11 protein-coding genes are annotated in these 14,292 nt (G+C 66.2%); 7 read left to right on the top strand and 4 right to left on the bottom strand.

Annotation, left to right across the window (positions count from 1 at the left end):
* The first annotated feature begins 24 nt into the window (after positions 1 to 24).
* Positions 25 to 1,629: a PPE family protein gene (locus H0P51_RS05650; protein ID WP_180917014.1), complete on the top strand. Its 1,605-nt coding sequence runs from the start codon at positions 25 to 27 to the stop codon at positions 1,627 to 1,629.
* 4 nt (positions 1,630 to 1,633) lie between these two features.
* Here H0P51_RS05650 and H0P51_RS05655 read toward each other — a convergent pair whose 3' ends face one another.
* Positions 1,634 to 2,047 (bottom strand): DUF5319 domain-containing protein, encoded by a 414-nt coding sequence (locus H0P51_RS05655; RefSeq protein ID WP_180917015.1) that lies wholly within the window; start codon positions 2,045 to 2,047, stop codon positions 1,634 to 1,636.
* Between the two features lie 164 nt (positions 2,048 to 2,211).
* Here H0P51_RS05655 and guaB point away from each other — a divergent pair, with 164 nt between their 5' ends.
* The 3 genes from guaB (at position 2,212) to H0P51_RS05670 (ending at position 6,755) form a co-directional block, all read left to right on the top strand.
* The gene (gene guaB, locus H0P51_RS05660; RefSeq protein ID WP_180918767.1) at positions 2,212 to 3,801 is read left to right on the top strand and encodes an IMP dehydrogenase; all 1,590 of its coding nucleotides are present in this window, start codon (positions 2,212 to 2,214) and stop codon (positions 3,799 to 3,801) included.
* Between the two features lie 14 nt (positions 3,802 to 3,815).
* Complete coding sequence (locus tag H0P51_RS05665) at positions 3,816 to 4,943, top strand: GuaB3 family IMP dehydrogenase-related protein (protein ID WP_180918768.1); 1,128 nt, start codon at positions 3,816 to 3,818, stop codon at positions 4,941 to 4,943.
* A gap of 75 nt (positions 4,944 to 5,018) precedes the next feature.
* Positions 5,019 to 6,755 carry a GMC oxidoreductase gene (locus H0P51_RS05670; protein WP_180917016.1) on the top strand — a complete coding sequence of 579 codons (1,737 nt, stop codon included), beginning with the start codon at positions 5,019 to 5,021 and terminating at the stop codon, positions 6,753 to 6,755.
* Here H0P51_RS05670 and H0P51_RS05675 read toward each other — a convergent pair.
* Positions 6,752 to 7,639: a TauD/TfdA dioxygenase family protein gene (locus H0P51_RS05675; protein WP_180917017.1), complete on the bottom strand. Its 888-nt coding sequence runs from the start codon at positions 7,637 to 7,639 to the stop codon at positions 6,752 to 6,754. The genes H0P51_RS05670 and H0P51_RS05675 overlap by 4 nt on opposite strands.
* A gap of 111 nt (positions 7,640 to 7,750) precedes the next feature.
* Here H0P51_RS05675 and H0P51_RS05680 point away from each other — a divergent pair, with 111 nt between their 5' ends.
* Complete coding sequence (locus H0P51_RS05680) at positions 7,751 to 8,320, top strand: TetR/AcrR family transcriptional regulator (protein ID WP_246398416.1); 570 nt, start codon at positions 7,751 to 7,753, stop codon at positions 8,318 to 8,320.
* A gap of 3 nt (positions 8,321 to 8,323) precedes the next feature.
* Here the strand turns inward: H0P51_RS05680 and H0P51_RS05685 are convergent, their stop codons facing one another.
* Complete coding sequence (locus H0P51_RS05685) at positions 8,324 to 10,690, bottom strand: glycoside hydrolase family 65 protein (protein WP_180917018.1); 2,367 nt, start codon at positions 10,688 to 10,690, stop codon at positions 8,324 to 8,326.
* On the bottom strand, positions 10,687 to 11,487 hold the full coding sequence (locus H0P51_RS05690; RefSeq protein ID WP_246398715.1) for a beta-phosphoglucomutase family hydrolase: 801 nt from the start codon (positions 11,485 to 11,487) through the stop codon (positions 10,687 to 10,689). The genes H0P51_RS05685 and H0P51_RS05690 overlap by 4 nt, the downstream gene beginning before the upstream one ends.
* An 80-nt stretch (positions 11,488 to 11,567) precedes the next feature.
* Between H0P51_RS05690 and guaA the strand changes: the two genes are divergently transcribed.
* A complete protein-coding gene (guaA, locus tag H0P51_RS05695; protein WP_425488966.1) occupies positions 11,568 to 13,166 on the top strand; it encodes a glutamine-hydrolyzing GMP synthase in 1,599 nt (532 codons plus the stop codon).
* Between the two features lie 56 nt (positions 13,167 to 13,222).
* Positions 13,223 to 14,146, top strand: coding sequence for a phytanoyl-CoA dioxygenase family protein (locus H0P51_RS05700; RefSeq protein ID WP_180917021.1), 924 nt, complete (start codon positions 13,223 to 13,225; stop codon positions 14,144 to 14,146).
* The last annotated feature ends 146 nt before the right edge of the window (positions 14,147 to 14,292 follow it).

Here is a 14,292-nt window from a genome sequence, read left to right on the forward strand (position 1 = left end):
GCACCTTGAGAGAATTGGCCGGCAGTGACCGCTCCGGTCTGGATGGCCGTGCCGCCGGAAGTGCATTCGGCGCTGCTGAGCAGCGGACCAGGCCCTGCCTCGTTGCTTGCTGCGGCACAAGCCTGGAGTTCGCTCAGTGTCGAATACGCGCAGGCGGCCGACGAACTCAGTGGGCTGGTGGGTACGGTCCAGGCCACTGCTTGGGAGGGTCCTAGCGCCACGGCCTATGCCCTGAGCCACGGACCGTTCGTCGCCTGGCTGCTGCAGGCCAGCGCCGATGCCGCCACCCACGCTGCCCAGCAGCAGGTCGCGGCCGCAGCCTATGCCGCGGCGCTGGCCACAATGCCGACTCTGGCCGAACTAGCGGCCAATCATGCTGTTCACGCGGCCTTGGTGGCGACAAATTTCTTCGGGCTCAACACGATCCCGATCGCGCTGAACGAGGCCGACTATGCCCGGATGTGGATCCAGGCAGCTACCACCATGAGCGTCTACCAGGGTGTGTCGGCGGCGTCGGTGGCCGCGTCGCCGCGGACCGAGCCGGCACCCCAGATCATGAAATCCGACCTGAACGGCGGCGGCATGCACGGCAACTCCGGCATGGGCGGTGGCTCAGGCATGGGGAAGATGCCGGGCATGGGTACCACCTTGCCCGCCACCCCCGAGCAGTGGTTGCAGGCAATTTTCCCTCCGCAATTCAATCCGTTTTCGCCGGGTTCATTCCAGATGATGCAGCCGAGTTTGTCGACATTCATTCCCCGGGCTGAAGCGATGCTTTCGCTTTATGCGAACAATCCGGAACAATTAGTGGAAGCCGTATTTCTACTGGGAACCCAGTTTGTGGTGCACCGCACGCTTTATTTGACCTGGATCCTCCTGCAGAACCCCGCTCTGTTGCCCGCGTTCGTCAGCGCTAATCCGATTTACTCGGTCGGTTTGATGACGCCGCTGGCGGCTGTCCCCGCTGCGGGAATCGGCGGTGCGTCTGGGCTGGCCGGCCTGGCCGCGGTCGCGCCGAGTCCCGTCGCGCTGGCTCCCGCGGCGGCACCGCTCAACGTGCCGCCGGGCGGCATCCCGCCCGGTACACCCAGTCCCGCATCACTGTTCGCGCAGGCACCGGGACCGGCACCGGGCCCGGTGCCGGTGGCCTCCGCCTCGGCCATGCCACCCGGTGCGTCGACTCCGCCGCCGATCACCGGCCCGACAGCTGCGGCGGGCGCCCATAGCGGTATCAGCGCATACCTGGTGGGAGACCTAGGCGTGCAATCCAAGCCGCATATCCGCGGCCGGACCGCTGCGCAAGCACCTGAGGCCGCCCCGACGCCGGCTGCACCAGTGGCTGTCGACCGAAAACAGACGTTGCGGCAGGACCGGGCGGTGTCGAGTCGGATCGATCGCGGCTACCGTTATGAATTCCTCGATCCCTGCGCTGAGGGCGACGACACCGGGGCTGCGACCGCGTCATATCCCGCTACGCAGGCAGCGGGACCGATGGGGTTTGCGGGTGCCGCACCAAGGACGGTCCCGCACGCTCAGGGCCTCGTAGAATTGGCCGGTGACGGATTCGGCAGCGGACCGATTATCCCCATGATCCCGGGCGGCTGGCACTCCGACCAGCAGACACCGTGACCGCTTAGAGGTGGCGGCGGAATCCGTCAGCGTCCGACGTCGCCTCATTGAGCGACGCGTCAGCGTATCCGCGGCAGTAATCCCACGTGACGTAGGCGTCCGGCTCGGGGTCGTAGGCCGGCTCGTGTGGGCGGACCGTACCGTCGATGAGTAGTTGAAGCAGGTTGGCGCGCAGCATGTCCCAGTCGTGGTAGTGGTCCTGCTGACATTCGTCGCAGCACACTACGAGTCCGCGGATTCCTTTGTGCGCCAACAACGCTTCGTAAACGGCGAGGTCGGCCAGGTCGGCCTCGACCGCCATCCGCTCCTGCTGATCCAGCGGCTGACCAGGCTCTACGGCATCCAGCGCCGCCGACGGGTCCATCGGATCGTCCGCGAAAGGGTCGGGTGGCAAACCCGGTGGGAGGCGGTCACGCACCCCCATAGCCTACGCAGCCGGGCAACGATAACGCCAGAAATTATCGAGGGGCGCACTCACTCCGCGATTTCCCCGCTCGCCACGCCGAAGCCGTGACTGCGGCAGCCTCGGGAGCCGATAGGATGGGCTTTCCACCCAAGCAGGCATATTGGAGGGCCTCGCCGATGTCCCGTGGCATGTCCGGCCTCGAAGACAGCTCCGACCTGGTCGGCAGCTCCTACGTGCGAGTTGGCGGCCTGTCCGAGGACCCGGTGCCGACAGGCGGTGACGACCCCCACAAGATCGCGATGCTGGGCCTGACCTTCGACGACGTCCTGCTGCTGCCCGCGGCCTCCGATGTGGTGCCCGCCACGGCCGATACGTCCAGTCAGCTCACCAGGAAGATTCGGCTCAAGGTGCCCTTGGTCAGCTCGGCGATGGACACGGTCACCGAGGCCCGAATGGCGATTGCGATGGCGCGCGCCGGCGGCATGGGGGTACTGCACCGCAACCTGCCGGTCGCCGAGCAGGCCGGCCAGGTCGAGATGGTGAAGCGGTCCGAGGCCGGCATGGTCACCGACCCGGTCACCTGCCGTCCCGACAACACATTGGCCCAGGTCGACGCGTTGTGCGCGCGGTTCCGCATTTCCGGACTGCCCGTCGTCGACGACGACGGCGCCCTGGTCGGCATCATCACCAACCGCGACATGCGTTTCGAGGTTGACCAGAACAAGCATGTGGCGGAGGTCATGACCAAGCCTCCGCTGATCACCGCGCAGGAAGGGGTCAGTGCCTCGGCGGCACTGGGCCTGCTGCGCCGCAACAAGATCGAGAAGCTGCCCATCGTGGACGGCAGCGGCAAGCTGACCGGGCTGATCACGGTGAAGGACTTTGTCAAGACCGAGCAGCACCCGCTGGCCACCAAGGACAGCGACGGCCGGCTGCTGGTCGGGGCCGCCGTCGGTGTTGGCGGAGACGCCTGGGTGCGCGCGATGATGCTGGTCGACGCCGGTGTAGACGTGCTGATCGTCGACACCGCGCACGCGCACAACCGACTGGTTCTGGACATGGTCAACAAACTCAAGCTGGAGGTCGGCGACCGGGTCGAGGTTGTTGGCGGCAACGTGGCCACCCGCTCGGCGGCCGCTGCCCTGGTGGATGTCGGCGCTGACGCGGTGAAGGTGGGAGTGGGACCGGGCTCGATCTGCACCACCCGGGTGGTGGCCGGCGTCGGCGCCCCTCAAATCACGGCGATTCTGGAAGCGGTCGCGGTGTGTGCTCCAGCGGGTGTGCCGGTGATCGCCGACGGCGGGTTGCAGTACTCCGGCGACATCGCCAAGGCGCTGGCCGCAGGAGCCTCGACCGCCATGCTCGGCTCGCTGCTGGCCGGTACCGCAGAGGCGCCCGGCGAGTTGATCTTCGTCAACGGCAAGCAGTACAAGAGTTACCGCGGCATGGGATCGCTGGGTGCCATGCAGGGCCGGGGTGGAGCGAAGTCGTATTCCAAGGACCGCTATTTCGCCGACGACGCGCTGTCTGAGGACAAACTGGTCCCCGAGGGCATCGAGGGGCGGGTGCCGTTCCGCGGTCCGTTGGGCTCGGTGATTCACCAGCTCACCGGAGGCCTCCGCGCGGCGATGGGCTACACCGGTGCGGCCACCATCGAGGTGCTGCAGCAGGCACAGTTCGTCCGGATCACGGCCGCGGGTCTGAAGGAAAGCCATCCGCACGACGTCGCCATGACCGTCGAAGCGCCCAACTACTACGCGCGGTGAATAGCGAACTGGCCATGGTCGAGATCGGCATGGGCCGCAATGCCCGTCGCACCTATGAACTCAGTGAGATCAATATCGTGCCCTCGCGGCGTACCCGCTCGTCGCAAGACGTGTCCACCGCGTGGCAGCTCGACGCCTACCGGTTCGAGATCCCGGTGCTGGCCCACCCGACGGATGCCCTGGTGTCGCCGGAGTTCGCCATCGAGCTGGGTCGCCTCGGCGGGCTGGCCGTGCTCAACGGCGAGGGGTTGATCGGCCGGCACGCCGATGTGCGGGCCAAGATCGCTCAGCTGGTCGAGGCCGCGAGCAAGGAGCCCGAGCCGTCGGCGGCGATCCGGCTGTTGCAGGAACTGCACGCCGTCCCGCTGGATCCCGACTTGCTCGGCGCCGCGGTGGCCCGCATTCGCGAGGCCGGCGTCACCACCGCGGTGCGGGTCAGCCCGCAGAACGCGCAGGCGTTGACGCCGGTGCTGGTTCAGGCCGGCATCGACCTGCTGGTGATTCAGGGAACCATTGTCTCGGCCGAACGGGTGGCCCGCGATGGTGAGCCGCTGAACTTGAAGAGCTTCATCTCCGAACTGGACATCCCCGTCGTCGCCGGCGGTGTGCAGGACCACCGCACCGCGCTGCACCTGATGCGTACCGGCGCGGCCGGCGTCATCGTCGGCTACGGTGCCACCAGGGGAGTGACCACCACCGACGAGGTGCTGGGCATCAGCGTGCCGATGGCCACCGCGATTGCCGACGCCGCCGCCGCCCGGCGGGAATATCTCGACGAGACCGGCGGCCGCTATGTACACGTCCTGGCCGACGGTGACATTCATACCTCGGGTGAACTGGCCAAAGCCATCGCCTGCGGCGCGGACGCGGTGATGCTGGGCACGCCGCTGGCCGAGGCTGCCGAGGCCTTGGGCGAGGGCTGGTTCTGGCCGTCGGCCGCCGCACATCCGTCGTTGCCGCGCGGGGCGCTGCTGCAGATCGCCGTCGGCGAGCGCTCGACGTTGGAGCGGGTGCTCAACGGTCCCTCCGACGACCCCTTCGGCACCTTAAACCTGGTCGGTGGACTGCGCCGCGCGATGGCGAAGGCCGGTTACTGTGACCTCAAAGAGTTTCAGAAGGTGGGTCTCACCGTCGGGGCGTGAGTGACCCGGCTCGCCCGGAGCGACTTAGGGGTGGCTCACTGATTGCCGCCTTGTAAAGCGGGTCATACTGCACCGATGAAGCCGGAGTACGACGTCCTGATTATCGGTTCAGGTTTCGGGGGGAGTGTCAGCGCGCTGCGCCTTACCGAAAAGGGTTACCGGGTCGGCGTGCTGGAGGCGGGACGCCGCTACGCCGACGAAGATTTCGCCAAAACCTCATGGAACCTGCGCAAATTCTTGTGGGCGCCCAGGTTGGGCTGTTACGGGATCCAGCGCATCCACCCGCTGAAGAACGTGATGATCCTGGCCGGCGCCGGGGTGGGCGGTGGATCGCTGAACTACGCCAACACCCTCTACATCCCGCCGGAACCTTTCTTCAACGACCAGCAGTGGAAACACATCACCGACTGGCGCGACGAATTGATGCCGCATTACCAGCAGGCGCAACGGATGCTGGGCGTCGTGCAGAACCCGACCTTCACCGACGCCGACCGCATCTTCAAAGAGGTCGCCGACGAGATGGGTTGCGGTGACACTTGGGTGCCCACACCGGTCGGGGTGTTCTTCGGCCCAGACGGGACCAAGGCTCCCGGTGTGACGGTGCCCGACCCGTATTTCGGCGGTGCCGGGCCCGCCCGCACCGGCTGCCTGGAATGCGGGTGCTGCATGACCGGCTGCCGGCACGGCGCCAAGAATACGCTGCTGAAAAACTACCTCGGTCTAGCGGAATCCGCTGGCGCCGAGGTGATTCCGATGACGACGGTGAAAGGGTTCGAACAGCGCGGCGACGGATTGTGGGAGGTCAAGACCGTACGCACCGGCAGTTGGTTGCGCCGCGACAAGCGCACCTACACCGCGGCACATCTGATCCTGGCCGCCGGCACCTGGGGCACTCAGCATTTGTTGTTCAGGATGCGCGACAAGGGCAAGTTGCCGCGCATCTCTGAGCGGCTGGGCGTGCTGACCCGGACCAACTCCGAATCCATCGTCGGTGCGGCGACCCTGGACGTGAATCCGGATCTGGACCTGACCCACGGCGTGGCGATCACCTCGTCGATCCACCCAACACCCGACACTCACGTCGAGCCGGTGCGGTACGGCAAGGGCTCCAACGCGATGGGGTTGCTGCAAACCCTGATGACCGATGGCGCCGGCCCGGAGGGGACTGACGTGCCGCGCTGGCGGCAGCTACTCAACCAGGCCGACGAGGATCCGAAGAGGTTGCTGCGGTTGCTCTATCCCAGGCAGTGGAGTGAGCGCACCGTAATCGCACTGGTGATGCAGCATCTGGATAATTCGATCACCACGTTCACCAAGCGCGGCAAGCTCGGCATACGTTGGTATTCGAGCAAGCAGGGCCACGGCGAGCCGAACCCGACCTGGATTCCGATCGGCAACCAGGTGACACGCCGCATCGCCGAGAAGATCGACGGGGTGGCCGGTGGCACCTGGGGTGAGCTGTTCAATATTCCGCTCACCGCCCACTTCCTGGGCGGCGCGGCGATCGGAGACAGCCCCGCCAACGGCGTGATCGACCCGTATCACCGGGTCTACGGTTACCCCACGCTATTCGTCGTCGACGGGGCTGCGATCTCGGCGAACCTGGGCGTCAACCCGTCGCTATCGATTGCGGCACAGGCCGAGCGGGCCGCGTCGCTCTGGCCGAACAAGGGTCAGAACGACGATCGGCCCCTCCAGGGTGACGACTACCGGCGGTTGGAGCCGGTTGCACCGGAGCATCCGGTGGTGCCCGCGGACGCGCCCGGGGCGTTGCGGTGGCTGCCGATCGATCCGGTCAGCAAGACGGGTTAGCCCACCAGGGCCAGTGGCGCTCCGGTGATCACCCGGCTGTGTTGGCCGTGGACTCCGACGGGTACGTCGCCCATCAGCGTCACCCGGTGCATCAGCCGGTGCTGGTCGTCGTAGTCGGCGACCGCCCGGTGCTGGGTGGCGCGGTTGTCCCAGACGGCTACATCGCCTGGCGTCCAATTCCAGCGAATAGTGTTCTCAGGCAAGGTGATTCGGCGCTGCAGTAGCTCGAACAGGGCCGCCGACTCCTGACTGTCCAGGTCGACGAAATTGCGGACGAAGTCGCCGGCCAGCAAAGTGCGTTCGCCGGTCTCCGGGTGCACCCGCACCACGGGATGCTCGGTCTGGAAGTCGGGCGCTTCGAACACCTGCCGGAACGCCTTCTCGGCCTGCGACTTCGGCTCGGTCTGCACGTAGTCGTACCGGTTGCTGTGCAGCGCCCACAGGTTGTCGGCGAGGCAGCGCAGCGGCTCGGGCAGCGCCCAGTACGCGGTGGCCGTGTTGGCCCACAACGTCGAGCCGCCATAGCTGGGTAGGGTGACCGCGCGCAGGATCGACGCCGCCGGGTAGTTGGCCGCGAAGGTGACGTCGGTGTGCCACCGGTTGGCCTTGCCGTACTCGGAGTTGATCGGGGTGATGATCGGCGAGTCCGCCGCGAAGGCGGTGGCCGCCGGGTGACCGATCGGGGTCCCCAGCAGCGCGGCGAACTCGAGCTGCCGCTGGTCGTCGAGGTGATGCTGATTCCGGAAGAAGATCACCTTGTGGGTGAGCAGCGCGGTGCGAATGTCGTCGATGGTGGCCTGGGGGAGGTCGCCGGTCAGCCGCACGCCGCTGATCTCGGCGCCGATCCGGCTGCTGAGTTTGTGCACTGCGAGGGTGTCGGTCATTGAAGGGTCCTTCTGCGCGAACGTGTGTAGTCAGTCGACTACGGGACCTAGTGTAGTCGATTGACTACATCGCGGCAACCAGGGCGGCGCTGGGCGCGCTACGGTAAGCGGGTGGTTACCGAATCGGCACGCGTTTCGCGCGGCAGGATTCCGAAGGGACGGCAGGAAGTGGCGGCTGCGGTGCTGGCCGCCGCCGCCGACTTATTTGCCGAGCGCGGCCCGGCGGCGACGTCTATCCGCGACATCGCCGCGCGGTCGAAGGTCAACCACGGCTTGGTTTTCCGCCACTTCGGCACCAAGGAACAACTGGTCGGTGCCGTGCTCGACTACATGGCCAGCGACCTGACCGAACTACTGCAGTCCGATGCCGCACCGGCAGCGGTCGATCGTGCCATGGATCGACAGATGCGGGTATGGGCCCGCGCGTTGCTCGACGGTTACCCGACCGAGAAGCTGCAGAGTTCGTTCCCCAATGTCGCCCAGATGCTCGAGCAGGTGCTCGCCCGCTACGAAGATGAGACCACCGCTCGACTGGCTCTCGCGAATGCACTTGCACTGCAAATGGGTTGGCGGTTATTCGAACCGATGCTGCGGTCGGCGACCGGGTTGGAGGATCTCGGCGACGCCGAACTGCGAGAGGCAATCCTCGCCGAGGCCGGACGGTTGATGGAGCCGGACTGATCGCTACGTGATCCGGGTCAGCGCCCGCCGGTGCAGCGGCTCCCGGCCCGGTGGCTGCGGCGGCGGAGGCAGCAAGGCCTCGCGTGGGCGTACCGCGAACGTCGACTCCTCTTCGGTGCTGATCGTGACCTCTTCACCGGCATGCTGGATGACCAACTCGCCGCCGGGACCGTCGCGCAACGTGTAGGTGACGTTTTCGTGGTCGGCATCGACAGTCAGTCGAAAACCTTTCCAGCGCAACCGGAATCGAAGACGAGAAATGCCGTCGGGCAGTTGGGGATCCAAGGACAGGACGCCCTCGTCGTCGCGCAACCCGCCAAACCCGTCCACCAGGGCCATCCAGGCGCCGGCCAGCGAGGCCATGTGCAGGCCGTCGCGGGTGTTGTGGTGCAGATCGCGCAGGTCGATTAGCGCTGCCTCGTAGGCGTAGTCGTGGGCCAGTTCGAGGTGCCCGACCTCGGCGCACATCACCGCCTGGGTGCAGGCCGACAGCGACGAGTCGCGCACCGTTCGGCGCTCGTAGTAGTCGACGTTGCGGGCTTTCTGCTCGGGAGTGAACTCGTGACTCTGCCATTGCATGGCCAGGACCAGGTCGGCTTGCTTGATGACCTGTGCGGGGTACAGGCGCACGTAAGCCTCGTGCAGCAGCAGCGGGTACGTGGTGTTGTCCTCGAAGTCCCACTCGGCGAATTTAGTGAACCCTTCGCACTGTTGGTGGACGCCGATCTCCTCGTCGTAGGGAATGTTGACGGCATCGGCCGCGTGCCGCCAGGTGGCCATCTCCTCGGTGCTGACGCCCAGTCCAGCCGCTTTGTCAGGATGGCGCTTGGCGGCGTCGGCGGCGATGCGCAGGTTCTGCGCGGCCACCAGGTTGGTGAACACGTTGTCGCGCACGATCGCGGTGTACTCGTCGGGCCCGGTGACCCCGTCGAGATGCCACACGCCGTTGCGGTCGTGATGCCCCAACGACATCCACAGCCGGGCGGTCTCGATTAGCACGGGCAGCCCGCACTCCTCTTCCAGCGAGTCGTCGCCGGTGACGATGCGATACCGCTCAAACGCCAACGCGATGTCGGCGTTGATGTGCCAGGCCGCCGTGCCGGCCGGCCAGTAGGCCGAACATTCCTGGCCGCGGATGGTCCGCCACGGAAACGCCGCCCCGTCCAAGCCGAGTTCGGCTGCTCGCTCCTTGGCCAGGTCCAGCGTCGAAGCCCGCCAGCGCAGAGCGTCGGCGACTGCGTGCGGGACGGTGTAGGTGAGCACCGGCAGCACGAAAGCCTCAGTGTCCCAGAAGGCGTGGCCGTCGTAGCCGGTTCCGGTCAGGCCCTTGCTGGGGATGGCGCGGCGCTCGGCGCGGGCGCTGGCCTGCAACAGGTGAAACAACCCAAATCGCACGGCTTGTTGGCTCTCCGGGTCGCCCTCGACCTCCACGTCGGCCGCATCCCAGAACAGGTCGAGGTAGGCGCGTTGCCCGTCGACCAGGCCCTGCCAACCGCTGTAGCGGGCGCTGGTCAACGCCGCGGCGGCCTGATCGCGCAGCGCCGGACGCGACCGCAGGCTCGACCAGCCATAAGCCAGGTACTTGACGATGCGTAGCTGCTGGCCCGGCCGCAGGCCGCAGATCACCGTGGTGCGGGCCAGGTCGGCGCGCGCATCTGTGCTGATCTCGAAGCGCCCCTCGACCTCGACCTCGTGATCCATCGCGGCGGCCATCATCAGCGCACTGCTGCGAGTGCGGTGCATGAGAAGTGCTCTGCCCTCGGTGATTTCGTGGTCGACGGCTTCCAGTGGGTTCTCCAGGATGGCCGAGACCCGAGGATCGTCGGAGGTCTGCGGCTGGTCCTCGTTGGTGACCAGCTCGGATTGCACGGTGACCCTGGCGAAGTCGTCGATTGCCTCGACGATGTACTCGATGGCGGCGACACTGCGGTGCACCAGCGACACTAACCGCGTCGAGGTCACCTTGACCTGCTTGCCGGTCGGGGAACGCCACACCGCGCAACGAGTCAGCGTGCCGGCCCGCAGATCGAGAATCCGTTCGTGGTCTAGCAATTCGCCGTAGCGAACGTCGAACGGCTCGTCGTCGACCATCAACCGGATGATCTTGCCGTTGGTGACGTCGACGACCGTCTGGCCGGCTTCGGGATAGCCGTATCCGGCCTCGGCATACGGCAGCGGCCGGATCTCGTAGAAGGAGTTGAGATAGGTGCCCGGCAGACCGTAGGGCTCACCCTCGTCGAGATTGCCGCGCAGCCCGATGTGTCCGTTGGACAACGCGAAAATCGACTCGGATTGGGCCAGCAGGTTCAGGTTGAGCTGAGTCTCGCGGATCTGCCATGGCTCGACCGGGAAGGATTCCTGGGAGATCATTTGGCATCCTGCCCGTCCGCAGCGCCGTCGAGAAGTTCGGCTAGGTCGGTCACTACGATATCGGCGCCATTGTCACGCAGATCCTGCGCCTGTCCCACCCGATCGACCCCCACCACGATGCCGAAGTTACCGGCTCGCCCGGCCTGTACGCCGGAGATCGCGTCTTCGAACACCGCCGCGGCGACGGGTTCGACGTCGAGCAGCTGCGCCCCACGCAGATATGGGTCCGGTGCCGGCTTGCCGGCGATGTTTTCCTCGCGCAACGTCACCCCGTCCACCCGCTTCTGCACGAACCGGTCCAGGCCGGTGATCTCCAAGACGTCGCGGGTGTTGGCACTCGAGGACACCACCGCGATGGCCAGACCCGCCTGGGCGGCCGCCTCCAGGTAGCGCCGTGAGCCCTCGAAGACTTCCACGCCGTCTTGGTGCAGCACCTTCTGGAACATGTCGTTCTTGCGAGTGCCCAGGCCGTACACCGTGTCGGCATCGGTGGGATCGTCGGGATCGCCGTCGGGCAGCTCGATGCCCCGGCTGTCCAGAAAGGACCGGACCCCGTCCTCACGCTTCTTGCCGTCCACGTACTTGCGGTAGTCGGTGACCGGGTCGAACGGGACGAACTTTTTCCCGGTGCGCTTGGACCGCTCGGACAAGAAAGCGTCGAACATCTGCTTCCAGGCCTTAGTGTGCACGCCGGCGGTGTCGGTGAGCACCCCGTCCAGATCGAACAGACAGGCGTGCACCTTCTCGGGCAGACCCAGCACAGGAACCTCACTTTCGCAGGAGCTTGCGGCTACCAGTTCACATCCTGCGATGGAATTCCGGTAGGTGTTTGGCGGTCTCGGGTACGCGGGGTGCCTACCCAACGCCCCTCGAAATCATGCCTGCGGGTGCGGTTGCTGGCCAGACACTAAACTCGGTGCCCGTGGAATCAGCCTCGCCGCGACCCGTGTTGGTAGTCGACTTCGGCGCACAGTATGCCCAGTTGATCGCGCGCCGGATTCGCGAGGCGCGGGTGTTCTCCGAGGTGATCCCGCATACGGCGGCCATCGAAGAGATCCGGGCCCGCAACCCGCTGGCGGTGGTGCTCTCCGGCGGGCCGTCCAGTGTCTATGCCGAGGGCGCGCCGCAACTGGATCCGGCGTTGTTCGACTTGGGCCTGCCGGTGTTCGGCATCTGCTACGGGTTTCAGGCCATGGCTCAGGCGCTGGGCGGGACCGTCGCGCCGACCGGCACCAGTGAGTTCGGTCGCACTGAGCTGAAAGTCTTTGGCGGCAAATTACATTCGGATCTTCCCCCGATCCAGCCGGTTTGGATGAGTCACGGCGACGCGGTCACCGCTGCTCCGGAGGGATTCGAGGTGGTGGCCAGCAGTGCGGGCGCGGCGGTGGCGGCTTTCGAGTCCGTCGAGCGCCGGCTCGCTGGTGTGCAGTACCACCCCGAGGTCCTGCACACCCCGCACGGCCAGCAGATACTGAGCCGATTCCTGCACGAAATCGCGGGGCTTGCGGCGGAGTGGACGCCGGCCAACATCGCCAATGCACTGGTCGAGGAGGTGCGCGCGCAGATCGGAGACGGCCACGCGATCTGCGGCCTGTCCGGCGGTGTGGACTCCGCGGTGGCCGCCGCCCTAGTGCAGCGCGCCATCGGCGACCGGCTGACTTGCGTATTCGTCGACCACGGGTTGCTGCGAGCCGGGGAGCGCGCTCAGGTGGAGCGTGATTTCGTTGCCGCCACCGGGGCCAACCTGGTCACCGTCGACGCCGCGCAGACCTTCCTCGACGCGCTCGCGGGGGTGAGCAACCCGGAAGGAAAGCGCAAGATCATCGGCCGCCAGTTCATCCGGGCATTCGAGGGCGCGGTGCGAGATGTGTTGGGCGACAACCCGGTTGATTTCCTGGTTCAAGGCACGCTGTATCCGGACGTGGTGGAGTCCGGTGGCGGCACCGGCACCGCGAATATCAAAAGCCACCACAACGTCGGCGGTCTGCCCGGCGATCTGAAGTTTATCCTGGTGGAGCCGTTGCGGCTGCTGTTCAAAGACGAGGTGCGCGCGGTCGGCCGAGAGCTGGGCTTGCCGGAGGAAATTGTTGCGCGGCAACCGTTTCCGGGGCCGGGATTGGGCATCCGGATTGTCGGTGAGGTCACTGCGCAGCGGTTGGACACGCTGCGGCGTGCCGACTCCATCGTGCGGGAGGAGCTGACCGCGGCGGGCCTGGACCAGCAGATCTGGCAGTGCCCGGTGGTGCTGCTGGGCGACGTCCGCTCGGTGGGGGTCCAGGGCGACGGACGTACCTACGGGCATCCGATCGTGCTGCGCCCGGTGTCCAGCGAGGACGCCATGACCGCTGACTGGACCCGGGTGCCCTATGAGGTGCTAGAGCGCATCTCGACCCGGATCACCAACGAGGTCCGCGAGGTCAATCGGGTGGTGCTGGACGTCACCAGCAAGCCGCCCGGAACGATCGAGTGGGAGTAGATTTCTCCTGTGTTGAAGCGGCCTCCGGCCGTACCACGCTGGGCTACGATGTCGCGATGATCGGTACGGTTTTGGCTGCTCAGGCGGAGTGCCGCGACTTCTGGGGCGGGCTGTGTCCGGATATGTCGATCGAGGGTGAGGCGATTGCCCGCCCGGCGGCGGTCGGCGAGACCGACGAGCTGTTTCTCGAACTCAAGCGCGAGGGCTACGTCCAGGTCCCCAATGCCCTGCCGGAATCCACCATCGCACCGATCCGCTATGCCGTCTCGACGCTGTTTCAGCGTGGGATTCCGGTGGCGTTCGCGTTCGTCTACGACGAGTTGTGGCTGGCGTATCAAAGTTTTTCGAGGTTCCTGACGGCCGTGCTCGGCGAGGGTTATTGGGCGCTTCCCGACTTTTGGGTTTGGTACGTCAGCCCCAGCGAGAATGCGTCGGGTTGGGGGCCGCACCGCGACCGGGTGATCCCGACGGTCGATGACGACAATTCTCCGCAGACGCTGAGTGTGTGGCTGCCCTTCACCGATGCCGTTCCCCTCAACGGTTGTATGTATGTGCTGCCCGCTCACCTCGACGACCGCTTCCAGGAACGCCGGTGGGACGGGGAGGGCAACAACGTGGTGCTCAGACCCCAGGACGTCCGGGCGCTGCCGGCCACGGCCGGCTCGCTGCTCGCCTGGAATCAAGCGGTGTTGCACTGGGGTGGGCGGGGGAGCCGGATGGCGACGTCGCCGCGGATCAGCGCTGCGTTCGAGTTCCAACGGTCCGATTGTCGGCCGTTCAACAGCCCGCTGCTGGATCCCACTCGGGTGCCCACGTTCAACGAGCGGCTCGGGTTGATCGGCAAGCAGGTGCTGCAGTATCGCCACATGTATCCGCTGTCGGATGAGGTGGCCGATGTCGCCAGCTCGCTTTTCGAGCGGTTCATGCCGGGTGTACCGGTGCCGGACGCGTATCCGGTTCCTACCGGCGTCGCGATCTGACGAGCGGTCATCGGGTTACTCGGCTATTTGCTGGGCTTGACGCCTCAGTCGTGTCATCGCATCCCAGCAGTCCCACCGGTATCAGTTATGAGCACCCGCCGCCTTGACGCTGTCAGGGGGTGGGTGTTTACTCGAAATGTATCGAA

This window comes from Mycobacterium vicinigordonae, assembly GCF_013466425.1.
In the GTDB taxonomy this organism is placed as follows: Bacteria; Actinomycetota; Actinomycetes; order Mycobacteriales; family Mycobacteriaceae; genus Mycobacterium; species Mycobacterium vicinigordonae.